20 protein-coding genes and 1 pseudogene are annotated in these 26,272 nt (G+C 61.0%); 4 read left to right on the forward strand and 17 right to left on the reverse strand.

What is annotated here, in order from left to right:
- The 7 genes from VOI29_RS07930 to lpdA form a co-directional block, all read right to left on the reverse strand.
- Nucleotides 1-811 (reverse strand): AraC family transcriptional regulator (locus tag VOI29_RS07930; protein ID WP_323777643.1); only part of this gene is annotated, 811 nt, incomplete at its 3' end.
- A gap of 74 nt (nucleotides 812-885) precedes the next feature.
- Complete coding sequence (gene gcvP, locus VOI29_RS07935) at nucleotides 886-3,744, reverse strand: aminomethyl-transferring glycine dehydrogenase (RefSeq protein ID WP_323777645.1); 2,859 nt, start codon at nucleotides 3,742-3,744, stop codon at nucleotides 886-888.
- A 61-nt stretch (nucleotides 3,745-3,805) separates the two neighbouring features.
- Entirely contained in the window at nucleotides 3,806-4,171 is a 366-nt protein-coding gene (gene gcvH, locus VOI29_RS07940) for a glycine cleavage system protein GcvH (RefSeq protein WP_024091132.1), read from the reverse strand.
- 21 nt (nucleotides 4,172-4,192) lie between these two features.
- Complete coding sequence (gene gcvT, locus VOI29_RS07945; RefSeq protein WP_323777647.1) at nucleotides 4,193-5,290, reverse strand: glycine cleavage system aminomethyltransferase GcvT; 1,098 nt, start codon at nucleotides 5,288-5,290, stop codon at nucleotides 4,193-4,195.
- A 69-nt stretch (nucleotides 5,291-5,359) separates the two neighbouring features.
- Nucleotides 5,360-6,730: a sodium:alanine symporter family protein gene (locus VOI29_RS07950; protein ID WP_323777649.1), complete on the reverse strand. Its 1,371-nt coding sequence runs from the start codon at nucleotides 6,728-6,730 to the stop codon at nucleotides 5,360-5,362.
- Between the two features lie 19 nt (nucleotides 6,731-6,749).
- Nucleotides 6,750-7,700, reverse strand: coding sequence for a lipoyl synthase (gene lipA / locus VOI29_RS07955; protein WP_323777651.1), 951 nt, complete (start codon nucleotides 7,698-7,700; stop codon nucleotides 6,750-6,752).
- Nucleotides 7,701-7,718: 18 nt separating this feature from the next.
- Nucleotides 7,719-9,101, reverse strand: coding sequence for a dihydrolipoyl dehydrogenase (gene lpdA, locus VOI29_RS07960; protein WP_323777653.1), 1,383 nt, complete (start codon nucleotides 9,099-9,101; stop codon nucleotides 7,719-7,721).
- 173 nt (nucleotides 9,102-9,274) lie between these two features.
- On the opposite strand from lpdA, the gene VOI29_RS07965 reads away from it, so the two are divergent.
- Both VOI29_RS07965 and VOI29_RS07970 read left to right on the forward strand, forming a co-directional pair.
- Nucleotides 9,275-9,889, forward strand: coding sequence for an XRE family transcriptional regulator (locus VOI29_RS07965; RefSeq protein ID WP_323777654.1), 615 nt, complete (start codon nucleotides 9,275-9,277; stop codon nucleotides 9,887-9,889).
- Between the two features lie 152 nt (nucleotides 9,890-10,041).
- Complete coding sequence (locus tag VOI29_RS07970) at nucleotides 10,042-10,803, forward strand: GntR family transcriptional regulator (RefSeq protein WP_323777656.1); 762 nt, start codon at nucleotides 10,042-10,044, stop codon at nucleotides 10,801-10,803.
- A 49-nt stretch (nucleotides 10,804-10,852) separates the two neighbouring features.
- Here the strand turns inward: VOI29_RS07970 and VOI29_RS24600 are convergent.
- The 4 genes and pseudogenes from VOI29_RS24600 to VOI29_RS07995 form a co-directional block, all read right to left on the reverse strand.
- A pseudogene (locus tag VOI29_RS24600) lies at nucleotides 10,853-11,594 on the reverse strand (IS256 family transposase); the annotation flags it as partial.
- Between the two features lie 576 nt (nucleotides 11,595-12,170).
- Nucleotides 12,171-13,262, reverse strand: coding sequence for a sensor histidine kinase (locus tag VOI29_RS07985; protein WP_323777660.1), 1,092 nt, complete (start codon nucleotides 13,260-13,262; stop codon nucleotides 12,171-12,173).
- A complete protein-coding gene (locus VOI29_RS07990; protein ID WP_323777662.1) occupies nucleotides 13,234-13,728 on the reverse strand; it encodes a response regulator in 495 nt (164 codons plus the stop codon). Before VOI29_RS07990 ends, VOI29_RS07985 begins: the two co-directional genes overlap by 29 nt.
- A 778-nt stretch (nucleotides 13,729-14,506) precedes the next feature.
- Nucleotides 14,507-15,238 (reverse strand): response regulator, encoded by a 732-nt coding sequence (locus VOI29_RS07995; protein ID WP_323777664.1) that lies wholly within the window; start codon nucleotides 15,236-15,238, stop codon nucleotides 14,507-14,509.
- 436 nt (nucleotides 15,239-15,674) lie between these two features.
- Between VOI29_RS07995 and VOI29_RS08000 the strand changes: the two genes are divergently transcribed.
- Nucleotides 15,675-15,797 (forward strand): hypothetical protein, encoded by a 123-nt coding sequence (locus VOI29_RS08000; RefSeq protein WP_323777665.1) that lies wholly within the window; start codon nucleotides 15,675-15,677, stop codon nucleotides 15,795-15,797.
- A gap of 551 nt (nucleotides 15,798-16,348) precedes the next feature.
- Here VOI29_RS08000 and VOI29_RS08005 read toward each other — a convergent pair.
- Nucleotides 16,349-16,633 carry a hypothetical protein gene (locus VOI29_RS08005; RefSeq protein WP_323777666.1) on the reverse strand — a complete coding sequence of 95 codons (285 nt, stop codon included), beginning with the start codon at nucleotides 16,631-16,633 and terminating at the stop codon, nucleotides 16,349-16,351.
- Between the two features lie 961 nt (nucleotides 16,634-17,594).
- Here VOI29_RS08005 and VOI29_RS08010 point away from each other — a divergent pair.
- Nucleotides 17,595-18,308, forward strand: a complete 714-nt coding sequence (locus VOI29_RS08010) for a trypsin-like serine peptidase (protein ID WP_323777668.1) — start codon at nucleotides 17,595-17,597, stop codon at nucleotides 18,306-18,308.
- 69 nt (nucleotides 18,309-18,377) lie between these two features.
- On the opposite strand, the gene VOI29_RS08015 is transcribed toward VOI29_RS08010, so the two are convergent.
- From VOI29_RS08015 to VOI29_RS08035, 5 genes are all read right to left on the reverse strand, one after another.
- Nucleotides 18,378-19,556, reverse strand: coding sequence for an HlyD family type I secretion periplasmic adaptor subunit (locus tag VOI29_RS08015; protein WP_323777669.1), 1,179 nt, complete (start codon nucleotides 19,554-19,556; stop codon nucleotides 18,378-18,380).
- Nucleotides 19,553-21,817 (reverse strand): ATP-binding cassette domain-containing protein, encoded by a 2,265-nt coding sequence (locus VOI29_RS08020; RefSeq protein WP_323777671.1) that lies wholly within the window; start codon nucleotides 21,815-21,817, stop codon nucleotides 19,553-19,555. The genes VOI29_RS08015 and VOI29_RS08020 overlap by 4 nt, the downstream gene beginning before the upstream one ends.
- A 44-nt stretch (nucleotides 21,818-21,861) precedes the next feature.
- Complete coding sequence (locus tag VOI29_RS08025) at nucleotides 21,862-23,151, reverse strand: TolC family protein (RefSeq protein WP_323777673.1); 1,290 nt, start codon at nucleotides 23,149-23,151, stop codon at nucleotides 21,862-21,864.
- A gap of 72 nt (nucleotides 23,152-23,223) precedes the next feature.
- Entirely contained in the window at nucleotides 23,224-25,743 is a 2,520-nt protein-coding gene (locus tag VOI29_RS08030; protein ID WP_323777675.1) for an Ig-like domain-containing protein, read from the reverse strand.
- A 311-nt stretch (nucleotides 25,744-26,054) separates the two neighbouring features.
- On the reverse strand, nucleotides 26,055-26,272 hold a 218-nt coding region (locus VOI29_RS08035; RefSeq protein WP_323777677.1), incomplete at its 5' end, for a hypothetical protein.

A 26,272-nucleotide genomic window follows, 5' to 3' on the forward strand; every position in this document is an offset into this window, starting at 1 on the left:
GATACGCCGCCAGCGGGCTGGTTCTGGTCTTTTGCTGAAAGCGGCGTTCCAGCTTGCGCGGAGAGACGCCGGCCTTCTGGGCAATGTCGCGGATCAAAAGCGGCTCTTCGAGGTTTTGTTGCATCAGGTCGAGGATCTTGACGATCAGGGTGTCGCCCCCGGCGGCCTGACGCAGTTGCAGCGATATTTTGGATTGCTCCGATGCCGGGCCAAAAGCCAGGCCGAGGTAGTCGCAGACTGCATCGGCGATGAACGGTCCGCGGTCGGCGCGCAGGAAGCCGGCCAGCAGGCGCAGCGCGGCAAAGCTGCTGACGGCGGTGCTGATGCGGCCGGCGGCAGTGGTCAGGGTGCCCGCCGGGGCGCAGGTCAGCTGCTCTTCCTCTGCGGCGGCAGCAAAATTCGAATGAACGGCGGTCTCGGAGACCGCCTGCAGCCCGGACTCGGCCAGCAGGAAGATGGCGCTGCCGGAAAACAGGCAGCGCTGGGCCTGGCGGCAGATCCGTTGCAGGCTGGCCTTTTCACCGGAATTGAGCGGCCATCGGCTGGAAATGCCGCCCAGGAAAATGACCGTCTGCGGTTTCCAGCCCTCGGGCACGGCACGCATTTGCGAGCAGAAATTGCGCACGGCGGTGCGGTAGCCGCTGTCTGGGAATAAGTCGTTGGCAGCGCGGAAGACTTCGCAGATCATCTGCGCCGCGGCGGGCGGCTCTGCCTGCGGCAGAATGATCTCGATATCGTGAAAGCGGGCCTGCGGCGCGCTGTCTGCGGAGGGCCGGGGAGCTGGCACGGTCAGCGGTTCGAGACGGGACATCATTCTCTCCTCTGAGCGGGTCATGCGGGGATGCCCTGCCGGGCTGGGCCGGCAGGGCGCGGAGCCTGAATAGATCAGGCTTCGTTTTCTTCGTAGTCCGACATCGGCGGGCAGGTGCAGATCAAGTGGCGGTCGCCATAGGCGTTGTCCACCCGGTTCACTGCCGGCCAGTATTTGTCGACACCGAGGTTGCCGGGAGGGAAGCAGGCCTGTTCGCGGCTGTAGGGACGGTCCCATTCCCCCACAAGGTCGCGCACCGTGTGCGGCGCGTGCTTGAGCGGGTTGTTCTCGGGGTCAATCTTGCCATCGATGATGTCCTGCGCCTCCGAGCGGATCGACAGCATCGCCTCGCAGAAGCGGTCCAGCTCGTCCTTGGGCTCGGATTCGGTCGGTTCCACCATCAACGTCCCCGCCACCGGCCAGGACATGGTTGGGGCGTGGAAGCCCGAGTCGACCAGACGCTTGGCGACGTCGTCCACGGTGACGCCGCCGTCATCCGCCAGCGGACGGGTGTCCAGGATGCATTCATGCGCCACACGACCCGTTTCCGAGGTGTAGAGGATCTTGTAGGCATCCTTGAGGCGCGCGGCGATGTAGTTGGCGTTGAGGATCGCCACTCTGGTCGCCTGGGTGAGGCCTGCACCGCCCATCAGCAGGCAGTAGGCCCAACTGACCGGCAGGATCGACGGCGAGCCGAACGGAGCCGCCGAGACCGGACCCACGGCAGTGCCGTATTCCGGGTGGCCCGGCAGGTGCTCGGTCAAATGCGCCTTGACGCCGATCGGACCCATGCCGGGGCCGCCGCCGCCATGCGGAATGCAGAAGGTCTTGTGAAGATTCAGGTGGCTGACGTCGCCGCCGATGTCGCCGGGGCGCGACAGACCCACCATGGCGTTCATGTTGGCGCCGTCGATATAGACCTGGCCGCCGTGATCATGGGTGATCTGGCAGACTTCCTGCACGGTGGTTTCAAATACACCATGGGTCGACGGGTAGGTGATCATGCAGGCCGCAAGATTATCGCTGTGCTGCTCGGCTTTGGCACGGAAGTCGGCGGTGTCGATGTTGCCTTTGTCGTCTGCCTTCACCGGGATCACCTTGTAGCCCACCATCTGTGCCGACGCCGGGTTGGTGCCGTGCGCCGAGGTCGGGATCAAGCAGATGTTGCGATGCGCTTCGCCCCGGGCCGCATGGTAGTTGCGGATGGTCAGAAGCCCTGCGTATTCGCCCTGCGCACCGGAGTTCGGCTGCTGGGAGATTGCGTCATAGCCGGTGATCTGGCACAGCTTGACATTCAGATCGTTAATCATCTGGTGATAGCCCTGCGCCTGGTCTTCCGGGCAGAAGGGGTGCAGGTTGCCGAATTCCGGCCAGGTGACCGGGATCATCTCGATGGTGGCGTTCAGCTTCATGGTGCAGGAGCCCAGCGGGATCATCGCCCGGTCCAGCGCCAGGTCGCGGTCGGCCAAGCGGCGCATATAGCGGGTGATCTCTGCCTCGGCCCGGTTCTTGTGGAAAATCGGGTGGGTCAGATACTCGCTTTCACGCAGCGCGTAGTCGGGCAGGCGGTAGGCGCGGTTCTTGACGCTGTCGTCTTTCTTGGCAATGCCGAAGGCACCCCAGACGGCTTCGATGGTCTCAGCCCGGGTCTGTTCGTCCAGCGAAACACCGATACGGTCTTCACCCACTTTGCGCAGGTTCACACCGCGGGCAACGGCTGCTTCCATCACGGTTTTCTGCAGCGGGCCGACCTCGACAGTAATGGTGTCGAAGAAGACTTCCGGTTCCACCTTGAAGCCGTGCTCTTCCAAGCCGGCAGCCAGGCGCGAGGTTTTACGGTGCACCGACTGGGCAATCGCCTTGATGCCGTCGGGGCCGTGGTAGACCGCATACATCGACGCGATGACCGCCAGCAGCGCCTGTGCGGTACAGACGTTGGAGTTGGCTTTTTCGCGGCGGATGTGCTGTTCGCGGGTCTGCAGCGCCAGACGGTAGGCCTTGTTGCCGCGGGCATCGACCGAGACGCCGATGATGCGGCCGGGCATGGCGCGTTTCAGTTTGTCGGTGGTCGCCATATAGGCCGCGTGCGGGCCGCCATAGCCCATCGGAACGCCAAAGCGCTGGGTTGAGCCGATGGCGATGTCGGCGCCCATTTCACCGGGCGACTTCAGCAGCGCCAGCGACAGGATGTCGGCGGCGACAACAGCAATGCCCTTATGCTCATGAATGGCTTCGATTTCCGATGTGAAATCGCGCACATGGCCGTGAGTGCCCGGATACTGGAAGATCGCGCCAAAGACTGCGCCCGGGTCCAGGTCATCGGGATCGGCAACTACCACGTCGATGCCCAGCGGCTCGGCGCGGGTCTGGATCACAGCGACGGTCTGCGGGTGGCAGTTCTTGTCGACAAAGAAGGCAGCATTGTTCGCCTTGGAGCGCGAACCGCGGTGCGCCATCGCCATGGCTTCGGCGGCGGCGGTGGCTTCGTCCAGCAGCGACGCGTTGGCAATGTCCAGGCCGGTAAGGTCGCTGACCATGGTCTGGAAGTTCAGCAGTGCCTCAAGACGGCCTTGGGAAATTTCCGGCTGATAAGGAGTATAGGCGGTGTACCAGGCCGGGTTTTCCAGGATGTTGCGCAGGATCGGCGCCGGGGTGGTGGTGCCATAGTAGCCCTGGCCGATCAGCGAGGTCAGCACCTTGTTCTTGGAGGCGACTTCTTTCATGTGGAACAGCGCGTCGCGCTCGGTCATCGCCGGACCCCAGTCCAGCGCCTCTTTCTGGCGGATGGCGGGCGGCACGGTGGCGTCGATCAGCTCGTCCAGGGTTTTGAAGCCGATCACCTGCAGCATGTCGGCCATCTCGCGCGGAGAGGGGCCGATGTGGCGCCGGTTGGCGAAGTCGTAGGCTTCGTAATCGGTGAGTTTAAAGGCCATGTCTATGGGTCCTTGTCTGGGGCAATGGACCCCGCCAGGCGGTCCCGGCGGGGAAGAGTGCTTAACCGATCAGGGCTTTGTAGCCGTCCAGATCCATCAGATCGTCCAGCTGGGAGGCGTCCGACAGTTTGATCTTGTAGATCCAGGCGTCGCCTTCCGGGCTTTCGTTCAGGGCGCCGGGGTTGTCGGCCAGGGCTTCGTTCACCTCGACCACTTCGCCGTCCAGCGGGGCGTAGATTTCGGAAGCCGCTTTCACGGACTCGATCACCCCGATCTCGCCGCCTTTTTCGAACTCGTCACCGGTTTCGCGCTGTTCGACAAAGACAACTTCGCCCAGCTGGTCGGCGGCGTGCTGGGTGATGCCCAAGGTTGCCACATCGCCTTCAACGGTGATCCATTCATGGTCTTCGGAATAATAGGTGGCCATTTTGACTCTCCTGATGATGTCTTAGCGTTTGTAATTGTGTGCGATGAAGGGCAGGGCAACGATTTCAGCCGGCTGCGCCTTGCCCCGGATGATGAGGTTCACCTTGGTGCCTGCCGCGCTGTAATCTGCCGCAACATAGCCCATGGCGACCGGACCGCCGACGGTGGGGCCGAAGCTGCCCGAGGTGATGGCGCCGAGGGTGTCGCCGCTTTCACTTTGAACTTCCACACCCTGGCGGGCGGGAGCGCGGCCTTCGGGCTTGATGCCAACCAGCTTTTTGGCGGTGCCTTCGGCCAGTTCCTTCTGGATGCGGGCGGCGCCGGGGAAGCTGCCGTCTTCTTTGCGGCGCTTCTGGATCGCCCAGGAAAGCGATGCTTCGATCGGTGAGGTCGATTGGTCGATGTCGTTGCCATAGAGGCAGAGACCGGCCTCAAGGCGCAAGCTGTCGCGGGCGCCGAGGCCTGCGGGTTCGCAGTCGTCATGCGCCAGGAACTGTTTGGAGACGCGGATGGCGTCGGCTTCCGGGATCGAGATCTCGTAGCCGTCCTCGCCGGTGTAGCCAAGGCGCGAGACGCGGCATTCAACGCCACCGATGTCCGCCACGGTTGTTTCCATGAACTTCAGATCACGGGCGGCAGGGCAAAGTGCGCCCACCACGTCTTCGGCCTTGGGGCCTTGCACGGCCACCAGCGCGCGGTCGAAGATCTCGGTCACTTCGACACCTTCCAGGTTGGCCTGCATGTGCGGGATGTCCTGATGGCGCAGCGCCGCGTTCACCACGACGAAATAATGGTCGCCGGCGTTGGAGACGATCAGATCGTCCATGATGCCGCCGTCGTTATTGGTGAAAAAACCGTAGCGCGCCTTGCCTTCTTTCAGAGTGGCAAAAGCCTGCGGGCAGAGCGTTTCCAGCTTCTCGCCCACGTTTTCGCCGCGCAGGATCACCTGGCCCATGTGGGAGACGTCGAACAGCGCAGCCTTTTCGCGGCACTGCTTGTGCTCGCCCATGATGCCCATGGGATACTGCACCGGCATTTCCCAGCCGGCGAAATCGACCATCTTGCCGCCAAGATCTACGTGCAGGTCATAAAGCGGGGTGCGTTGTGGGGCGTCGGTCATCCTGTGCAGCCTTTGAATTATTCTGGTTTCGGGGTGGGGGAGGGCACGGCGGGCGCCCTCCCGGAGAGCTTATTCGGCAGCGTGGCCGGCTTCTTCCGACTTGCCACCGGTGGCAAAGAACTGTTTCGTCACCTTGAAGACGATCGGGCTTAGCAGCGCCAAGGCGATCAGGTTCGGGATGGCCATCATTGCGTTCAGCGTATCCGCCAGCAGCCAGATAAAGCCGAGGTCAGCGGTGGCTCCGAAGTAGATCGCGATGATCCACAGGATGCGGTAGGGCAGCATGACCTTCACGCCGAACAGGAATTCCATGCACTTCTCGCCATAGTAGGACCAGCCCAGGATGGTGGTGAAGGCAAAGATCGACAGGGCGATGGCGATCAGGTAGCCGCCGAAGCCGGGCAGCGAGGTCTCAAACGCCAGCGAGGTCAGCGCGGCCCCGGATTCGCCTGAGGTCCAGGCGCCGGAGGCGATAATCGCCAGGCCGGTGATCGAGCAGACGATGATGGTGTCGATGAAGGTGCCCAGCATCGCGATCAGGCCCTGGTTGACCGGGCCTTTGGTATTCGCTGCCGCGTGGGCGATCGGGGCAGAGCCGAGGCCTGCCTCGTTGGAGAAAACGCCGCGCGCCACGCCAAAGCGGATCGCCGCCCAGACTGCCGCACCGGCAAAGCCGCCTTCGGCTGCGGAGGGGGTGAAAGCATGGGTGAACACCAGTCCGAAGGCAGCACCGATGGCGTCTGCATTGATGACCAGCACGATCAGGCCGGCGGCGATGTAGCTGACCGCCATGAACGGCACCAGCTTGCCGGCCACCGCGCCGATGCGGGTGATGCCGCCCAGGATCACGGCGCCGGTCAGCACCATCAGCACGATACCGGTGATCGAGGGGTTGAAGCCGAAGTTGGTCTCCAGCACCTGCGCCACACCATTGGCCTGCACGCCGTTGCCGATGCCGAAGGCTGCGATGGAGCCGAACACGGCAAAGGCAACGCCCAGCCAGGCCCATTTCGCGCCGAGGCCGTTCTTGATGTAATACATCGGGCCGCCGACATAGTTTCCTTCTTCGTCGCGTTCGCGGAATTTCACGGCGCAGACGGCTTCGGAATATTTGGTGGCCATGCCGACCAGCGCGGTCATCCACATCCAAAACAGCGCACCGGGGCCGCCGAGGAACACGGCGGTGGCAACACCGGCGATGTTGCCGGTGCCGATGGTGGCCGACAGGGCGGTCATCAGCGCGTTGAACGGGGTGATCTGGCCTTCGCCAGTGCCTTCACGGCCCTTGAACATCAGGCCAAAGCCCATGCCCAGTTTCCGTATCGGCATGAACTTCAAGCCGACCTGAAGGAAGAAGCCAACGCCCAGAATGAGGACCAGCATCAGCGGCCCCCATACTACGCCATTGATGGCTCCTACGATTGAATTTAACGCTTCCATGGGTCTCCTCCCGCTTGCGTTAAGGTTGAATGCCCTTCGCCAAGGCCATCTGACGGGCCTCTTTCAGGGCGGCAAAATCTTCATCCGCGTGGAACGAGGAACGGGTCAGCGGGGTGGCTGACACGTGAAGAAAGCCCTTGGACCGGGCGATCTGTTCCAGCTGCGCGAATTCTTCCGGCGACCAGAAACGGTCGATCCGGTGGTGCTTGGGTGTGGGCTGCAGATACTGGCCCACAGTCAGGAAGTCTACCTGTGCCGCCCGCAGATCATCCATCACCTGGCGCACATCGTCCAGAGTTTCGCCCAGGCCGACCATGATGCCGGATTTGGTGAACAGCTGCGGGTTGGCGCGTTTGGCGTCGTCCAGCAGCCGCAGCGAAGTATAGTAGCGCGCACCGGGACGGACGCGCGGGTAAAGGCGCGGCACAGTTTCCAGGTTGTGGTTGAAGACATCCGGGGCCGCCTCAAACACGGCCTGCGCGGCGTCGCCCTTGCCCAGGAAATCCGGGGTCAGAACCTCGATTGTGGTGCCGGAGTTCTGGTGGCGGGTGGCGCGGATGGTCTGGGCAATATGCTCTGCGCCGCCGTCCGCCAGATCGTCGCGGTCGACGGAGGTGATCACCACATGGCGCAGGCCCAGCTTTTTCACCGCAGCCGCAACCCGGCCCGGTTCAAACGCGTCCAGCGTGTCCGGCCTTCCGGTGGTCACGTTGCAGAAGGAACAGCCGCGGGTGCAGACCTCGCCCATGATCATCATGGTGGCGTGGCGCTTGGACCAGCATTCGCCGATGTTGGGGCAGGCGGCCTCCTCGCAGACGGTCGCCAGATCATGCTGCCGCATCAGCTTGCGGGTCTCGTAATACTCGGCGCTTTCGATCTTCTTCTTGCGGATCCACCGGGGTTTGCGGGGGATGGCGGTGTCAGCCTTGTGGGCCTTTTCCGGGTGGCGGGGTCTTAGCTGGATCGTCATCTGGCAGCTCCCTCCAGATCAGGCGTGAATGGCGCGGCCGAGTGCGTCAAGGCAGGCTTCTTTCACCGCCTCACCCATCGCAGGATGCGCATGGCAGGTTCGTGCAACTTCCTCGATAGTAGCACCTTTGGTCATGGCAAGCACCAATTCTGCAATTAAATCACCGCCATGCGCACCGCAGATATGGGCGCCGAGGATCTTGCCTTCGGGTGTGGCAAGCACTTTGACAGCGCCGTCGGTCTCGCCAGTGGAGCGGGCGCGGGAGTTGGCCATGAAGGCAAACTTGCCGGAGATGTATTCGGCACCGGCCTCTTTCAAGGCTTCTTCGGTCTGGCCGACCGAAGCGACCTCCGGATCTGTGTACACAACGCCCGGCACGGTGTTGTAATCCACATGGCCGTGTTCGCCTGCCAGCATCTCCACGCAGGCGACGCCGTCTTCCTCGGCCTTGTGCGCCAGCATCGGGCCAGGCACGCAGTCGCCGATGGCAAAGATGCCGGGGACAGAGGTGGAGAAGCGCTCATCCACTTCAATGAAGCCGCGGGCGTTGATGGAAACACCCAGATCCTCAAGCCCCAGGCCGCGGGTCACCGGGCGGCGGCCGATGGCGATCAGCACCTTCTCCGCCTCGATCTGCTCTACCTTGTCCTTGCCCACGCGGTCCAGCGTCAGTGTCAGGCCGTTTGTGCCCTTCTCGATGGTTTTCAGTGCGCGGCCCAGCTGAAACTTCAGACCGCGCTTGCTCAGCGCCCGCTGGGATAGCTTGGCGATCTCGCCGTCGATGCCGGGCAGGATGCGGTCGAGGTATTCAACAACCGTCACCTTGGATCCGAGGCGTGACCAGACCTGGCCAAGCTCAAGCCCGATCACGCCGGCGCCGATCACCACCAGATGCTCTGGCACGGCTTTGAGGGCCAGCGCACCGGTGCTGCTCAGCACGTCCACCTCGTCGATTTCCACGCCGGGGAGGGTGGCGGGTTCCGAGCCGGTGGCCATCAGGATGTTCTTCGCGGTGTAGCTGTCTTCGCCCACCTGCACCTGGCCGGGAGCGGGAATGCTGGCCCAGCCTTCGATATGGTCGACACCGTTCTTCTTGAACAGGAAGCCGATGCCCTTGGTCAGGTCGCCGACGATCTTGTTCTTGCGTGCCATCAGCACGCCCAGATCCAGGCTGGCACCTTCAACGGCAATGCCATGTGCGGAGATATGTGAGAGTTCGGCGTATTTGGCCGAGGAGGTCAGAAGCGCCTTGGAGGGGATGCAGCCGACGTTGAGGCAGGTGCCGCCGAGAGCACCGCGGCCTTCGACGCAGGCAACCTTCATGCCCAGCTGCGCAGCACGGATTGCTGCGACATATCCGCCCGGACCAGCCCCGATCACGATCAGATCATATGCGCTCATGTGAACTCTCCTACGAAATGCGGCCCAAACCCGGCACGTGTTTAGTCGTATACGACGCTTCGTCTCCTATAGGAAACTTTTCCCTTATTGCAAACATAAAGTGCGATCATGGAAATTTTGACCAGCGAATACATCAAAGTTAAGCTGTTTCCGGATCAGGAGAAATCGTGGAAATGGAACCAATTCCCTCAGAGGAAACAGGACTCGGCCCGGAAGCCGTGGAAGCCCCGGACGGGGAAGTCCTGGGAAAAATGATTCGCGATGCCCGCAAGGACAAGGGGCTGACGCTGGAGGAAGCGGCGCGCGCTGCGGCCATTGGCCGGTCGACGCTGTCGAAGATCGAGAACAACCAGACCCGGCCCAGTTTCGAGATTATCCGCCGCTTGATGCAGACGCTGGAGCTGGAAACGCCTCAGCTGTTTGTGCAATCAGGGCAAAGCGGCGTCACAGGCCGCCGGGACTTCACCCGTACCGGGCTCGGCGAACACAAGGAAACGTCGACCTATGATCATGAACTGCTGTGCAGCGAGCTGACCAGCAAGCGCATGGTGCCTTATATCAGCACCATCAAGGCGCGGGATGTGACGGAGTTCGACAATTGGGTCCGCCATCAGGGCGAAGAGTTCATGTTTGTGCTGAGCGGCGAGTTGATACTCTACACAGAACACTACCGGCCGCTTCGAATGGGGACGGGGGATTCTGTTTATTATGACAGCGGTATGGGCCACGGCTGTGTGTCGGTCAGCGAAGAAGACGCCAGGGTGCTGTGGGTGTCGCTGGAAGTGTGACGGGGAAGCCGTCGGCAGGGCAGTAAACCCGGGCTTACAGTCAATCCGCTTTTCCGGGCGGGCAGGTTCACATACATCTGACCGAAAGGAGACGCATTCCGATGAACCTGGACCCGGTTGATACTTGAAAAGCGGCTTCGGCTGCCGCGGCGGTGTTTGAGGCCTTGCGCACGGCAATCATCGACGGCCGGCTGGAAGAGGGCGAACCGCTGCGGCAGGAGGAAATTGCACGCCGCTTCAACACCAGCCGGATCCCGGTACGGGACGCAATCTCAAGGCTGGAGGAGTACGGGGTGGTCAAGACCCTGCGCTTCAAAGACGCGGTTGTGGCCGGGTTGTCGGCGGATGAGGCGGCGGAAATATTCGATTTCCGCGCTTTTGGAGCCGGAGATCATCCGCGATGCGGTGCCGCGGATGTCACAGGCGCAACTGGCCCCGGAGCGCGGATGCATTGCGAGGCTTTTGCAGGGTGCAAGAACCCGATGGAGTGGGGTGTCCTGAACCGGGAATTCCACGACGCGCAGTACCGTGTCAGCGCGCTGAGCTTTTTCCGCGAAGCGGCCCGCGGCGCAATGGACCGGATTGACCGCTATATCCGTGCGCAGCTGGTCATGAGCGACGGCATGGAGCGCGCGGAGCGCGAGCATCTCGAAGTCCTGGCGGCCTGCGAAATGGGGGATGCCGGCCAGGCGGCCGATCTGATCAGGGCACATGTTCCGGAGGTCAAAGCGTCGTTGCTGGCACATTTCCGGTCCTGGCGCGGCCCTGATCCACGGGATCAGCCTGCCGCGGCGGTGCACCCCGGCATTGCTGAGCTGGCCGGCATCCAGCCCTGTAAGGCGGCCGGGCAACCCGGGCATCCCGGCCGGCAAGTGGGTTCCGGGCATCTCCGGCAAATGCGCGCGCAGCGCTGACGTTTCTGATGGGCTGTCCCTGGCCATGGTTGATCTTCCTGGTGCCAGATACACAGGCTTCAGGACACTCCCCGGGAAAGCCTTTCAGCCCGTCCACGACAGCGATCAGGACGTCTTGGACGCCTCGGTTTTTCAGCTCGTTCATCACCGACAGCCAGAATTTGGCGCCGTCGTTCTCGGCGATCAACAGGCCCAGAACCTCGAGGCTCCCATCGCGGGTGACGCCGAGAGCGACGTAGACGGCCTTGTTCTTGACCGTCTGGCTGTCAACATCACGGATCTTCACCTGCAGCGCGTCGAAGATCACGATGGGATACATCCGGTCCAGGGCGCGGCTCTGCCATTCCCTGACTTCGTCCAGCACCGCATCGGTGACGCGGCTGATCAGGTCGGGCGAGACTAAAGATCAAGCAGATGGGCCTGGAGGTCCCGCACCGTCAGACCGGCGGCGTAGAGCCCGACGATCTTATCATCGATCCCATCGATCCGGGTCTGCTCCTTCCTCACCAGCTCGGGCTCGAAGCTGCTGATACGGTCCCGCGGGATCGCAACCGGCATCTCCCCGTCCTGGCCTTTCAGAACCTTGGTCGACGTGCCGTTGCGCCGGTTGCTCTGACCGGAAGGCGCGTCCTCGCCTTCTTCATAACCCAGACGCGCTGTCAGCTCGGCACCCAGCATCCGCTCCATGAGCTTGATCTTCAGCTCTTTCATCAGCCTGGCATCGCCGAGCAAGTCTTCAGGCGCTCCACGTCCTTCAGTAATTCGTCCAGGATTTCTTTCGAGATGCTCATTCATGCTTCCTTTCGGTGAAGCATGAACCGGGTCAATCATACACAAAAGGTCGGACACGCTCAACCTTAGCCGAACAGAAACTGTGACCGTCAACCAGCCCGCACGGGCCGCGCTTCGCTTTGCGGAGGCTGCACCCAGCCCGGATTAACGGAGGAAATCACACCAACCGCCGGACTCTGCTGAAGTCATCGTCCAAGGACGCCTCAGGCCAAGGATGCAGGAACTTTCAATTTGAAACACTCAAGGACGGCATGCAGATCCTTTTGCCTCGCGGCACTGATCAAGACCGCCGCAGGCGACTAGTATCCTGATAATTAGTGCAATCGCGAAGAGTCGGCTGATACGATGGCGCTTTTGCGTCGACTGGTAAGCCGCGTTGCGCCCCTGGCCTTCCTGCCAATGTCAGTAAGCAGGCTGTCGGCTCATCCGGAATTCGTTTCTTAAGCAAGGGCACACACCTTGTCGTGTCTGTGTTCCACCTGGAGTTTCTCACTCAACTTGGATCGCTTTTACAGGCTAAGACCGTCCTCCGCCAAGAGCACCACTGTCTGCCGTAGTAGGGAGCAGTCCTGCTCTCAGGCCGTTTCCCGTGCTTGCCCAGCCTCAAGGCAGATTGTGAAGCGGATTGTGGTGCCCGTGTCCGCTTGCGGCTCGCACCAGATCGACCCGTTGTGACGCTTGGCAATTTTGGCGCAGGTCGCCAGACCCAGACCACTGCCTGGCTGATCACTGCCACGCTGCAGACGCTTGAAGGGCTCAAAGATCTTGTCCCGGTATTGCGCCGGAACGCCGATACCATTGTCCGCCACGGATATCATCAATCCAGGCCCGGCGGGTTCCGCCGTTACGGAAATCTCGGCGGTTTTGCCGCCGCTGTATTTGATTGCGTTGCCGATGAGGTTTTGCAGCAATTGCACGATGTCCGGCGGGAAACACAAGCCAGCCAGCCCGCCGGAATGCCATTCTATCCGGGCGCCGGATTCCGCAAGGTCCTGCGCCATGACTGCCCGCAGGCTGTCAAACAGGCTTTCGACAGTCACATAGGCAGGTTTGCCATTGCTGTGCGGATTTATATGGGAGGCCAGCCCTTCGATCAGTTCAGATGTTTTGCGCACCGATTTTTTCATTAGTTCAAACTGCCGGGCCACCTCCTCAAGATCGCCGTTTTGGTAATCCTCGTGTATCTGGTCGCTGAGAAATTTTATGGCCCGGATCGGCGCCCGCATGTCATGTACCAGCACATCGGAGAAAAGGCGCAGCTCGTTCTGCTGTTCCTGGATCCGCCAGCGCATCTCGGCAACCTTCTGCCCGTTCGTGATCATCCGTCTCAGGGCTTCGGAAGTGATTGCTGATTTGGGGATGTAATCACTGGCGCCGGCCAGAATGACACTTTTGGCGATTTCCTCATCGCCCTGACCGGTCGTCATGAACAAAACCGCCCGCGGCCAGGTTTCGGTCAGCTGCGCAATCAGGTCGAGCCCCGTGCCATCCGGCAGGAGGTAGTCCAGCAGGATCACATCCACCGGAAGACCGGAGTGAGACATGGCGTCCTTTCCGCAGTCGGCCTCAATCACATTGGCATCCGGATACAGGTTCTGCAGCAGTCTGCGCGCCAGTTTCCGGTCACCGGCATCGTCATCAATGATCAGGATGTTCAGGACCGTCATCGGACACCTTTCTGATGTGGATATCGGGCAGTTCTACAATGCGCCAGTAATTGTTCAGGGTTGCCATCAAGTCGACAAACATGTCGCCTGCCTTGGATTTGAGGATATATCCGGCGACATTGTTCGCGTAGGCGGCGGAAATATCCCGTTCGTCGGCCGAAGTTGTAAGCACGATAAAAAGGACCTTGTGCAGCACCGGGTCTGCGCGGATTTCCTTCAGAAGCTCAATCCCGTTCTTGCGGGGCATATTGATATCGCTCAGCACGACAAAATTGGGTGGCGGAACCTGGTGCAGTTCGCCGCGCAGGAACGCCAGGGCCTCGACCCCGTCCACGAACCGTTTGATCGGGTTGGCAATCCGGGCCCGGTTGAACGCGCGGTGCAGGGCTTTTGCGTCACCGTCGTCGTCTTCAACAAGGATAATGTTCAGGGCTGGGCGTTCGGCGGTTTGGGGAATGGAAATCATGCTGGCGTATCCTTTGTATGCGCTTCCTGCGGCGGCTCCACGGTGCTGCAGGCTCTGTTGGACCGATTGGGGTGAGGCAGGGCATCATTGCGGATTTTCTTAAGATGCCCTTCTTTGCAGCGCGGCAGTATCTTGCCGCCTGCTCCAAGTCGGTACTGGTTACAGCCTGGGGGAATGAGGTGGTCCTGCAATGCAAGCCCGTAGGGATGCTGCGCAGGTCCGCAGCCTGCCAGAGGGCATCAGATGCTGCTGTTTTGCTGCGCCAGTTTACAGCGCGTCTGGAAATAGAGGGAACGTCGGCTAGCCTGCTTGGGCTCCGCAAAGCTTCCTTATACAGGGCATTGTGCCATACCCCTGTGGAGGAGAGTGGGCCAAACCGGCCCTGCTCCCGCGTTCCGGGCGGGCCGGTGAAGGTTTTATCAGTTTGCAGGAGTATCGGTTTATTTCCGGAACCGCTTAGAAAAGCTGCTTGTTCGCCGTTGACATGGCTGGAGCCAATTTTGGCAACGGCCGGACGGGTGCCGATGACAGCCCGTCCCTCTCCCGGAGCCGTGGAAACGGGTTGCTTACATTCGGGATGAAACCGGCCAGTACCCCGTGTCCGATGAACCGCCAGGCCGTGAAACCGGCGTCTTGAACCGGGGCGGCCGTTAACGGAATATCGCGCGCGGGTGCCCCGTATGGCACAAATAACAGTTTTCACAACTCTGACCTTCAGTTTCATGGGCGCCAGGGACATGTCCAAAGTTCTTCTGCACCAGACCGGCGAAGCAGGAAGTTATTGGAGGAGCTTGGGATTCACTTTTGCAGTAATTTCCTGCGTGTCTGAGATGACGCTTTCCAGGTCGTCCATAAAAACAACCAGATCCTTGCAGCTTCGCTCAAGCAGTGAAACGTCGGATAAAATGGCGGATGGCACAGTGTCATCCTGCCGGGCTTGTGTCTTGACCATACGGACACCGGCAAGCGTGCGGCTCAGCAGCAGCCGAAGGTCAGGCCCGCAGCCGACAATGAACCGCTTGAAGATCCGCCTGAATTCTTTTTCAGTTGTGCGCGCGCTGCTGAGTTGGCCGTAAAGCGCCCGCCGTTCGATTGCGGAGGCGATGGATTTGATCAGTGTGTCGGCGGACAGTTCTTCCTTGACAATGTAGTCGGCGCAGCCGCGGCGCATGGCTTCAACGGCAATTTGATAGTTTGTCATGCTCGTCAGCATGATCGGCACGGCCTGGACTTGCTCTTCATGCGTCAGCAGGATTTTGAGTGCGTCAAGCCCGGTGTCCATGCCAAGATTATGATCCAGAAACACCAGATCAAATTGCTCTACCTCCAGCTGCTGGCGCATTTCTTCGAGGTTGGCAGCTTCGAAGAACTCAGCCTTCATTCCGGCTTTACGGCATAATTTGTTCAAGCGCAGCCTGTCGATTTCATCATCATCCACAGACAGGATGTTGAGTATGACCGGCTGCAAGGCCGTTGGGGCTGTCATGTCCGGAAAACTAGCATTTCTCATTCTGTTCCCCTTGTGAAACACGTTTTACCCGGGGGGTGCGCATCCGGGCCTACTCGTATAACGGTAACGTAACACAGAACGGCTATCGCATAGGTTAATTATCATCACGAATTTGACTTAAGAACACCAAGGCTGTGGACAGAGGTTCGGCTAATTGCGCTGAGTTGTGCTGTGGCCGCCCAATTTGGCAAGTTTGTGCATTTCGGGGCGTGATCGGATCGGAACCGGTTCTACCAGCCCTGCTGGAGCGAGGAGGATGGCCTGCAATTCAGGCAGGACTGCTTCTGTAAGGACGGCCGCGCTCGCCTGATCGGCACAGTCCGGAGGTGTGCAGCAGATTTGCTCGGTCTGCAGGATACAGTTTGCCCGCATCGCTGTTGACTATCCTGACTTTCGTGCTCGGGCAGTGGAAACTGCTCTGTCAGGAGACCCGCGTATGTGTATCGACAAAGACCTGTTAGACCGGCTGATGGAAGGCCGCTCGGCCTGCGACCTGTTCGGCAAGGAAGGCATTCTTGCCGAGCTGACGAAGGCGCTGGCGGAACGCGCGCATAAATGATCGATCGGTCTGGAGGCCGAACGCGCAAACAGCCAGCCCGCCAATGAAACCACAGCGGCACAGATCAGGGACCTCAAGATCGTAATCCGCCGCAGCGTTTCAGCCGGGGTCAGATTTTCGGCCCGGTCAAACGCTGCCACCAGTCCCCATTGGAGATTGCGAATGGCTACCGGTATTGAAGCTGCGGAAATTTCCCTGCCATCGGTCCGGGCCTTGAGGTCCTGGCCGGTCAGGTAAGCGTCCAGTGTATACAGATCCCCGGCAAAACTGTAGATAAGTACGGAGATGTCGCCAACTGCGACTTGCGGTGCAAAAACACCGATGTAGCGCCCGCCACTGTCCATGATACGGGCAGCTGCGAATGCCGCTGGAGCACTGGTACTGGGCTCATAGGTTGCGAGGCCGGAGAAACAAAAACTGACCATCTCACCAGCCGCAGCCGGTTGGAACGTTTTTGCTAAGCCAGAATTCTTAGGCGGGCCGGTAATCATCTTCGTCGTGTAGTCAGCTGTCCTTGGCAACAGAAAAGATCACTTCTCTAATCGGGCTGATCAGGAAGATGTCATATTGCCCAAAATGCTCCACCACCATTTTTTGACAGCCGGGTGGTTGCGTTCGAAGTGAACATCATAGGGCGAAGCGGCAGGGGCCTGCTTCATAGCAGAAATGCAACCGTGCCCCCTTGGTCGCCGGCTTTTGACCAGTTTGCGGAGCTGATCAGGGCGGTCCGGCACCGCCCCCAGGTGGCGTACCTTTCCGCCCCGTACGCTCTCTGCAATCGCAACCGAGATTGTCGCCTTGTGGACATCCAGCCCGATGAACGTGCTATCCAGCATGTGCTCTTTCCCCCAGTCTTGAGGCACGGCACCCGCCAACCGGGCGCAACCCTCGAACGGAGAATGCCGCGGGAGAGGCCGCTGACCCGGTTTGTTCAGAAACCGATCATGGGGTCTAAAGGTTTTGAACCTCTTTCTGACCGGACCCTCCACGGGTGCCCCAGGTTGCGCCCGGCTCTTTTATTGTTTTGGCGTCAACGGGACTGAGGCATTTGTCAGAATCGCGGCTTCGATGGACGAAAAGGCTGCAGCGCTGGCTCGCGGTTCTGAATCATGGATTGCATGAACCGTTCGGAATCGTGAACAATACAGCGCCGGAAGTCGCTGCCTCTAAACGCAACCAGGACAATTGTCAGAGTGAGTGCGGTCCCGATGACAAGCATCGGCAGCTTTTGATCCAATTTCAAGGAACGAAGCATTTCAAAATTTGCGACTTCCGGAACGCATCCTCCTGGCGGTGGATGCTGGATTTGACATACACAACAGCACAGCGCCGGATAGATTTTTCATCCGTTAATTCTCCATATGCTCACAAAAATGATTGGGCAGACGGCCGCAGTTCCGGACCGCGCGCGTTAACCATTTGGGCGGCAGCGCAGCCAGCAAGCCGATGCAGTCGCTGCACCGTTCGGCTTCGAAAGTGCGGAAAATGTTAACGCATCACAAAAGCGGGAGCTTCGAATCGGGGGGGAATTGCCGGGTTCAGGGATCGCGTGCGCGCGTGCGATTGCGAATTTCTCCTTGTTTGTTGATGGTTTGGAATAAATGTTAACGCATTGTTCACTTTTCCTGGCGCTGCGGGGGGCTTTTTTGCCATGGTTAAGCACCAATAACCGGGGGGTTAGGGAATTGTTAACGCCGCCACATTCTGTCCATGAATCCGTCGCAGCCTGGCGATATTGGGCCTCATTCCAGCCGCACGCCTGAATGACGATGCGTTTGTGGGACGTTGGAGTGGATAATGAGACTTCTAATTGCTGCAATTGCGGCGTGCCTGTCGTTGGGCATGCCCGTTGACGGGGCTGCGGATGAGTCGCGGACGAACGTCAGATCTATAGAAGGGTGGGAGGCCGTCGGACGGCTGAATATCTCCAATGTAAACATGTGCACCGGGGCGCTGGTGGCACCGGACCTGGTGCTGACGGCGGCGCATTGCCTGTTCGAACCCAGGACGGGCGCGCGGGTTGACCCGTCCACGATCAGTTTCGAAGCGGGGCTGTCCGGGGGGCAGGCCGTGGCCCTGCGGCAAGTGGTGAAAGCGGTAATGCACCCGCAGTACCGGTACCGGCCGGCAGGCACCCATCAGATCGGCAGCGATCTGGCGGTGCTGAAACTTGACCGGCCGATCAGCCGCAGCCAGGTTCAGCCGTTGACAATGTCCAGCGGCGCAGCTCGGGGGGATATCCTGGGGGTCCTGTCCTATACCCGCAGGCATGCAAACCGGCCCAATCTGGAGTCATCCTGCAGCGTCCTGGCGCGGCAGAGCCGGACATTGGTGATGTCCTGCCTGGTGGAATTCGGCGCTTCAGGCTCGCCGGTGCTGGAAATGCGCCCGGGATTGCCGCCGCGGCTGGTTTCGGTGATTTCGGCCAAAGCCGCGATGGGCAGCCGCCGGGTGTCGATTGGAACGGCGCTGGACTCGACGCTGCGGGATCTGATGCAGCGGGCGGGCTAAGGGCCCCGGGCCGGCCAATGGACAGTTTTCCACCTGCCGCCAGACCTTGGGGCAGGCGAATACCTTTCTTCAAGGCTCTCGCAGGGCCTCGCGGGTCTTGTACAGCGGTTTCAGGAGGTATTGCAGCACGGTCTTAGCACCGGTCTGCAGTTCTGCGGTTGCCCGCATCCCTGGTCGGATCTCAATGGCTTGCTGGCGCTCGGAAAAACCAGATTTATCGACCCGCACCGTCACCCGGTAATAGGGGTCGGCGCGCGGATTGCGCTCGTCCTCGAAAGTGTCGGCAGAGACAAAATCCACCTTGCCGCGCAGGGAGCCGTAGATGGTGTAGTCATAGGCAGAAAGCTTGATTGTAGCGCCCTGGCCCGGCTGCACACTGGCGATATTTTCAGGTTTGATACGGGCTTCCACAAACAGCTCTTCACCCAGCGGGATAATCTCCAGAATTTCTTCGCCAGGGCGGATCACACCGCCGATGGTTGTGACAGAAAGGCTGTTGACGATGCCGGCCATCGGCGAGGTGATGATGGTGCGATTCAGCTGATCCACCGCCAGCCGCTGTTCCTGGCGCAGGGTGGTCAGTTCGCGCAAGGTCCGGGAGTATTCCTCGGCTTGTTCCAATTCTGCCTGGGTGCCGATCTCGTTGTATTTGGCGCGGGCGTCAGTGGTCAGTTTGCGGGCCTTGTTCACTTCGATCAGGGCCACGATCTTCTGCTTGTAGAGCTGCTCCATATTGGCCAGCTCAGCATTCTGCTGGTCCAGGATCTGCTTGGCGCTGTCACGGCGGCTGGTAAAATCGGTTTGGCGGGCAATCAGCAGACCGCGTTCAGAGGACAGGATGCCGGGGGAGCGCTGTGCAAGCATTTCCGGCACCGTAAATTCAAAGGCGCCCTTCATTTGCGCCTCCAGCCGGTAGCGTTTGATTTCCAGCGCATCGATCTGGTTTTGCAGCTCATCGGCCGCGGCGCGGAATTTGGTGTCCTGCAGCTTGGCCAGCACCTGGCCGGCGGTGACGATGTCGCCTTGGCGCACCTGGAGTTCAGCCAGGATGCCGCCTTCGAGGTTCTGCACAATCTGGGAGCGGGAAGAGGAAACCACCTGGCCCTCGCCGCGGACAATTTCGTCGATCGAGGCAAAGGCGGCCCAGATCAGGAAGGTCAGCAGGGCGGCAAGCACCAGATAGATGATGCGGCTGGCGCTGCGCGGGGTCTCGGCGTTGCCGTAAGGGTCATGCAGTGCCGCGTTCATTTGCCTTCTCCGGCGGCCAGATGGGCCAGAACCTGATCCCGCGGCCCGTCGACGACCATCCGGCCCGATTGCAGGATCAGGGTGCGGTTGGTCAGCGACAGAATCGGCATCCGGTGGGTGGCGATCACAGCTGTGCGGCCTTCCAGCCAGGTTTCCAGACGGCTGACCAGGGTGCGCTCCAGAGTCTGATCCAGCGCAGCTGTGGGCTCATCCAGCAGCACCACCGAGGGGTCCTGCAGCCACAGCCGCGCCCAGCCGATCGACTGGCGCTGACCGATCGACAGGCCATGGCCACCGTCGCTGATCTCCAAGTCTAGCCCTTTGTGGTGGCTGCGCACATGGGCGCCGAGGCCTGCAAACTCCAATGCCGCCATCAGCCGGTCGTCGTCGCGTTCCAGCTGGTTGAGGTTGAGGTTGTCGCGCAAGGAGCCTGCAAACAGCCGCACGTCCTGGCTGAGGTATCCGATGCCCGCCCGCAGGTCGCGCGGGTCGATCTGGGCCATATCGGTGCCGTCCAGCAGAATGCGGCCGCGGTCGGGCGCATACAGTCCCGACAACAGCTTCAGCAGCGTTGATTTGCCAGAGCCATTGACCCCCAGCACCGCAACCCGCTGGCCGGGGGTGAGGACGGCGGCCTGCACATCCACGGTGGGGGCGGCGTCATCCTCGTAGCGGAAGAGGATCTCGCGCAGCTCAAAACGGCCCTGGATTTTCTGGCGCCGCAGATAGGTGCGTTCCTTTTCCTTTTCCTGCGGCGCGTTGGCGATGGCGTCCAGCCCTTCCAGCGCCGCCTTGACGTTGCTCCAGCGGGCCAGGGTGGCAGCGAACTGGGTCAGCGGCGCCAGGGTGCGGCTGGTCAGGATGCCGGTGGCGATGATGGTGCCGACGGTGAAATCACCGGCAAAGACCAGCAGGGTGCCCAGCACAACGGCGGTGATATAGGTCGCTTGCTGAACCCCCTGCGACCAATAGGTGAGGGCGCTGGACAGCTTGCGCTGCTCGGTCGCTGAATGGGACGACAGCGTGTTCAGTTCATCCCACAGCCGCAGCACCCGCTCTTCGCCGCGCTGGGTTTTCACCGTGTCCAGCTCAGTCACCACCTCATGCAGCAGCCGCCCCGCCTTGGCGTTGGCGCCCTGGGTTTGGCGGGTCAGGGCGATCATCTTCTTCTGCATGAAATAGGCCGGCAGCAGCATCAGGATGCCGCCGGCGACTATCACCCAGACGACCGGCCCGGCGATCGAGGCCACCAGCAGCAGGAAAACGGCGATAAAAGGGATGTCGGCCAGGGTCGAGATGGTGGAGGAGGTGAAGAATTCCCGCACCGAGCCGAAATCGCGCATCGCGGCAAACAGGCCGGACGGCGGCAGCGGCTTTTTGTCCGAACGCATGCCGATCAGGCGCCGCATCAGGTTGTGCTGCACCGACAGCTCGATCTGACGGCCTGCGGCATCGGTCAGCCGGGCCCGGGCCAGCTTCAGCATCGCCTCCAGCGCAATGGCCAGGAAGGCACCGACTGCGAGCACCCACAGAGTGGCTTGCGACTGGTGCGGCACCACGCGGTCATAGACCTGCAGCGAGAACAGCGCGACCGAGACCGCCAGGATATTGGCGACCAGCGATCCCAGCATGATTTCGCCAACTTGGCGGCGGTATTTCGGGAATTCGCTCCAGAACCAGTGGCCGGGGTCGATCTGCGGCGTGTGTTTTGCCGCCATATGCTTCAGCGAGGGGCGGGCCGACAGCACGGTGCCGGTGAAATAGGGGCTGAATTCACCGAGCGGCACCTCGGTGCGGTTGTCCGCACAAGCAGTGTCATAGATTGTCAGCACATCGTCTGCCTGGCTCAGCACCAGCACGCATTGCCCGCCTGACATGATCGCCAGCGCAGGCCAAAGGGGCGGGCTCAGCGGCTGTTTTTCAAGGATCTTCGGCTGCAGGCCAGTGGTGTGCAGCGCCTTTGCCAGCGAATGCAGTGAAAGGTCGCCTGGGGTTTCGCTCCACAGAAAGGCGGCGACATCGCTCACCGGTACTTCGCTGCCCTTCAGGGCGGCCAATGTGGCAATCAGGCTGGCACGGTGCTGAATACGGGTTGCAGCGCCTTCAAGCAGCGAGCCGACTTCAGGCTGGGTGTCCTGCGGCTGGGTCTTTGGCTGCCGTTTGGCGGCCGGCGCCGGGGCGGGAGTGTCGGTTGGCGGCATGACTTCCGGTGCCGCTGCAGGAGTGCCGGACACAGGCACAGCCCGCAACACCGGTTTCATTCCGGAGGCGGGGACGGCGCGCGGAGGCTTTTGCGTCGTGTCGGTCAAATCTTGTCCCCATCGGCCAGCAGCCCCAGGTCGCGCGCCAGCTGCAACTGGATCAGCACCACCTCATATTTCGCGTCGATATAGGCCTGCTCGCGGCGCACCAGCTCTTCGTAAACCTGGATGACCTCCATCACAGGGCGCTGGCCCGCTTCGAATTGCTTCTGGAATAGGCCGTAAGTTTCGCGGCTCCGGCGCACCAGCACGGCGGTCTCGCCTTCCTGGCGCCGGTATGACGCAATTTGCTGGACCTGGCGGCTGTAGGTGCGGCGGGCAATCTCCTCGGTCTCGCCAATCTGGCGGGTGGCGGCCTCCTTGGAGGCTTCCAGCGCTTGAATGGCGGCGGGCGTGCCCAACCCGAGCGGCTGGCCAACACCCAGGGTCAGCCCGGCACCGGATCCGTCTGAGGTCACATTGCCCGAGGCCGCAATCTGGGGCAGCAGCCCGGCACGGCCGGATTTGGCCTGGGCAATAGTGCGGTCCGCTTCGGCGCTTGCCTTCAGCACGGAGAGGAACAGCACCTGCTCCGGCGGGGGGGCTATCCCCAGATGCGAGGGTTTCCGCGAAAAGGTCCGGCCGGTCATCGCCTGCAGTTCTGCGCGCGCGGTGGCGGCTGCATCACGGGCGGTGGCTGTGGCCGTTCGGATGCCGCTGATCTTGCTGTCCACCACATTGAGGTCGGCGCGGTCCGACACGCCGCCATCGACGCGTCCCTGAACGATGCGGCGGAATTCCTGCATCCGGCGCAGGGCGCGGCTGCCATAGGCGGCCTTTTCATCGCCCCGCAAGGCCGCGGCATAAAGCCCGACAGCGGTTTCGACGCGGCTGTTCATATCTTGAGACAGGCTAACGGCAGCCACTTCGACATCGGCGGCGGCAAAGGCGCGCTCGGCCTTGCGGCGGCCATTGTCAAACAAAACCTGCTCGATCAGCAGACCGGCCACCAGATCTCCCAGATCGGTCAGGCTGACGGAAGGGCCCAGCGTCGGCAGCCAGTTCTTGGAGGCCGCTTCGGCACGCAGTTTGGCACTGATCAACTCTGCTTCGGCAGCGCGGGAAGATGCGGCAATTGCGGCTTCTGCCACTTGACCGTAGGCGCTGTCTTGCGTCAGCAGGGAACGGCGCTCCATCAAATCCTGGATCACTGCGGAGGAGGCCTCGCCGGATTGCGAGAAATTGCTGCGAGGCGCGGTATTTGCGCTATCTCCGCCGCCGAACGGCAGCGTTTGGGCGCAGGCCGACAGGCTGCACATCACTGCGATGGCGCAAGAAAAGCGTCCCGGTTGCATCCTGCCATTTGCCCTTTTGTTTTAGGCTTTTGATGTATTGGGTCCGGCAGCAATGACCGCCGGGCCGATAGATCAGATCACGACGTTGACGTCTTCGTCCACCGTCAGCGTGGTGCCGTCATCGCCGATGGTGTAGACGTTGAAGGTCTCGCCATCGACTGTTTCGGTGCCAGCTGCTGCTGCCCCGGTGATGGTAAGCGTGTCATCGGAGCCGCCATGCACGGTGAGCGTGTTGGAATTGCCTGACAGCGCGTTGATATCGGCTTCGGTCAGGGTCAGATCCACTGCATCGGCATGGACCAGGTTCAGCTCGTCGATGTTGAACTGCGAGAGGCCCGAATGATCCAGCACAGTTGCGCCGGCACCGTCTTCGAGCACCACCAATGTGCCGGAGCTGTTGCCGGCGTCGTCCACCCGGTTCACAACTAGGTGCGAGCCGTCCGGCACGTCCGCATCGAAGTCGTACAGGATCCGGCCGTTGCCAAGATCGGTTTCAGTGCCGCTGACATCTGACACACTGCCGGTGCTGGCCAGCTCATGTATTGTGTCACCGGCTTCAAAATCGTCGCTGAAGACGCCGCTGACACTGGTGCCGGTGCTGATCACATCGCCAATGTTGGGGGCGTCATATTCTGTGTCGACGCTGAATTCCTCGGTCAGGGTCTGCGTATTGCCTGCCGGATCCGTGGCCGTGATTTCAGCTGTCGCCTCATAAGTGCCTTCGCCCAGGTCGCCGGCTTCAAACTCCGCAGTCCAGTTGCCGTCCGGATCCACAAGCGCGTTCCGGGTTACGCCCTGAATGGTGACTTGCACTGTCGATCCGGGTTCGACTGTGCCGGACATCGAGAGGCCCGCAGAACTTTCTGCCAGGCTCACCACATCATCATCGGTCACGCTGTCCGAGGTGAAGGGCACCACCTCGGTGTCGATGGCCAGAGTGTCAGTGATTTCCGACGTGTTGCCAACGGCGTCAGTGGCGAACACAACCACTGCTGCATCGTAGCTGCCCTGAGCAATGTCAGCGGCTGCAAAGGATGCGCTCCAGTTGCCGTCCGCATCAACCGTGGCGGTTTCGGTCGCATCACCCAGTTGCACAACCACCGCCGAGCCCGGCTCAACCGTGCCGGTCAGGGTCACTCCGTCGCTGCGTTCGGTCTCGTTGACGGTATTATCGCCCTCGATGCTGCCGGAATTCAAAGTGAGCGGATCGACCATAGTGTCCACGTGGAGATCGGCCGTGGCAGTGGCCGTATTGCCGGCCGCGTCGGTGGAGGTCACGCTGACAGTCGTGTCGTATTCGCCGGTGGGCAGGGAACCCGCTTCGAATTCTGCGGCCCAATTGCCATCCGCATCCACGGTCGTGGTGCGGGTTACGCCCTCAACAGTCACGCTGACGCTTGCACCCGCCTCGCCGGTTCCGGTCAAAGTCAGGCCAGCCGTAGCTTCCGTATTGCTGACAATGTCATCACCGCCTGCCTGGCCATTGTCGATCGCTACAGCCGTGGTGGTGTCCACGTGGATGGTACCAGTGACACTGTCCGAATTGCCAAATGTATCGGTCGCGGTGACGCTGACCTCCGAGTCATATTCCCCGGAGGCGATTTCCGAAGCTGCGAAGTCAGCGCTCCAAGTCCCGCTTTCGGTCGCGGTAACCGTCCGGGTTACACCTTGGAAAGTGACTTCCACTGTGGCGCCCGCCTCGGCAGTACCGGTCAGGATCACCCCATCGGCTGCTTCGGCGGCATTGATCATGTCGTCGCCGCCCGCCTGGCCCTCGTCGAGGCCGACGGTGGCAACCGTGTCGATTACGACCGCAGGGCCATCCAGGTCGAACTCGGTCCCGTTCGGGTCAACCACATGCACTGTGGAGTCATAATTTCCGTCTTCCGGCAGATCATCGACCGGGAAGGTGACGCTCCAAACGCCGTCGTCATCGACGGTTGCGGTGGCTATGGACGTGCCGACGGTGACGGTCACTTCGGATCCCGGTGCGCCGGTGCCGGTAATAATGACCGGTTCAGTTGTGGATCCGGAAACCGGATAAGAGGCATCAGGGGCATCGACTGTCGGGACAATACCGTTCGTCCCTCCGCCGTCACCGCCGCCCCCGCCGGCGATTGCTGCCGCGCCAACGACGCCTGCTGCGGCTCCGGCCGCGCCGAGCCCGCCGAACAACGGCGCGGCCAGCGGCGCTACTACCGGCTCGATGCGGTCAACGTCCAGGAACACCATTTCGTCATAGGCGCTCCACTTGCCGGTCAGATCCAGCGGCTCATAGGTGGCAAAGAGCATGCCGCTGGATTTGTCTTCCAGCACAACCTCGGTGAATTCGCCGTCCTGGCTGAGGAACAGGTTCTTCCCGCCGGATGAACCGTAAGAATAGTAGTTCTCAATCACCAGTTCCTGGCCGTTGGCCAAGCTTATATGCAGGTTGCCGCCTTGGCGGGAGTAGCTTTCGACATCGGCAGGGCTGAGATTCAGCGAGATATCCTTGGCATGGGCGGCGTCGATACGTGCCGGTGTGCCTTCGGAAAAGTTCCCATGCTGTGTAGTGCCCGCCATATCGCGGGTAATAAATGCAACTGTGCTCATTGTAATACCACTCATCTGTGCGCTGCACAGCCGCAAATTGGCGGATGCCGCGCCGTTCCGTTGCCTGTACGCTTGCCCATCGGCCGTCTTTTGCGGCCATATTGAGGTCACAATGTTACAATTTTAATAGATCTGTCCAGTATGTGCGGGCCGTCCGCGAGGCGGTTTTCTTGGCAACCGTGTCTTGGTTGCCGCAGATTTTTGAAGGTTTTTTGTGCTCTTGTGATGCTGTGCCAGCCGGGGCGCCCGCCATGGACGGCTTGCAACCGAGCGGCAGAGTATGCAAATCACTGTGCCCGCTGGGAGTGCAGTCAGGGCTGGGGAAGGCTGTCTTCGATACAGGGACCGCAGGGGTGGTCGACGCCGAAACCGTTGAAATTCTGCAACGCAAAACGGTCCTGCAACGGCGGTGATCGCCGGGATGTGAAGAGAATTTCCCGCAAAAGTTTCTGGCAATTAATTAAAAGTACACCACTTTCAGATAGTAAGAAGTCCGTAATTGGTGTAAGCTCGAATGTAAGTAACATGA

Source organism: Leisingera sp. (assembly GCF_034669605.1).
Classification (GTDB): domain Bacteria; phylum Pseudomonadota; class Alphaproteobacteria; order Rhodobacterales; family Rhodobacteraceae; genus Leisingera.

Excerpts from the sequence above, each read along its gene's own strand:
- VOI29_RS08025 (WP_323777673.1), bottom strand. The coding sequence starts at position 23,151 with ATGCAACCGGGACGCTTTTCTTGCGCCATCGCAGTGATGTGCAGCCTG.
- VOI29_RS07950 (WP_323777649.1), bottom strand. The coding sequence starts at position 6,730 with ATGGAAGCGTTAAATTCAATCGTAGGAGCCATCAATGGCGTAGTATGG.
- VOI29_RS08010 (WP_323777668.1), top strand. The coding sequence starts at position 17,595 with ATGAGACTTCTAATTGCTGCAATTGCGGCGTGCCTGTCGTTGGGCATG.
- VOI29_RS07995 (WP_323777664.1), bottom strand. The coding sequence starts at position 15,238 with ATGAGAAATGCTAGTTTTCCGGACATGACAGCCCCAACGGCCTTGCAG.
- VOI29_RS07985 (WP_323777660.1), bottom strand. The coding sequence starts at position 13,262 with ATGACGGTCCTGAACATCCTGATCATTGATGACGATGCCGGTGACCGG.
- gcvH (WP_024091132.1), bottom strand. The coding sequence starts at position 4,171 with ATGGCCACCTATTATTCCGAAGACCATGAATGGATCACCGTTGAAGGC.
- gcvT (WP_323777647.1), bottom strand. The coding sequence starts at position 5,290 with ATGACCGACGCCCCACAACGCACCCCGCTTTATGACCTGCACGTAGAT.
- VOI29_RS07990 (WP_323777662.1), bottom strand. The coding sequence starts at position 13,728 with ATGATTTCCATTCCCCAAACCGCCGAACGCCCAGCCCTGAACATTATC.
- gcvP (WP_323777645.1), bottom strand. The coding sequence starts at position 3,744 with ATGGCCTTTAAACTCACCGATTACGAAGCCTACGACTTCGCCAACCGG.
- lipA (WP_323777651.1), bottom strand. The coding sequence starts at position 7,700 with ATGACGATCCAGCTAAGACCCCGCCACCCGGAAAAGGCCCACAAGGCT.
- VOI29_RS07965 (WP_323777654.1), top strand. The coding sequence starts at position 9,275 with ATGGAACCAATTCCCTCAGAGGAAACAGGACTCGGCCCGGAAGCCGTG.
- lpdA (WP_323777653.1), bottom strand. The coding sequence starts at position 9,101 with ATGAGCGCATATGATCTGATCGTGATCGGGGCTGGTCCGGGCGGATAT.
- VOI29_RS08015 (WP_323777669.1), bottom strand. The coding sequence starts at position 19,556 with ATGAACGCGGCACTGCATGACCCTTACGGCAACGCCGAGACCCCGCGC.
- VOI29_RS08000 (WP_323777665.1), top strand. The coding sequence starts at position 15,675 with ATGTGTATCGACAAAGACCTGTTAGACCGGCTGATGGAAGGCCGCTCG.
- VOI29_RS08020 (WP_323777671.1), bottom strand. The coding sequence starts at position 21,817 with ATGAAACCGGTGTTGCGGGCTGTGCCTGTGTCCGGCACTCCTGCAGCG.
- VOI29_RS08030 (WP_323777675.1), bottom strand. The coding sequence starts at position 25,743 with ATGAGCACAGTTGCATTTATTACCCGCGATATGGCGGGCACTACACAG.
- VOI29_RS08005 (WP_323777666.1), bottom strand. The coding sequence starts at position 16,633 with ATGCTGGATAGCACGTTCATCGGGCTGGATGTCCACAAGGCGACAATC.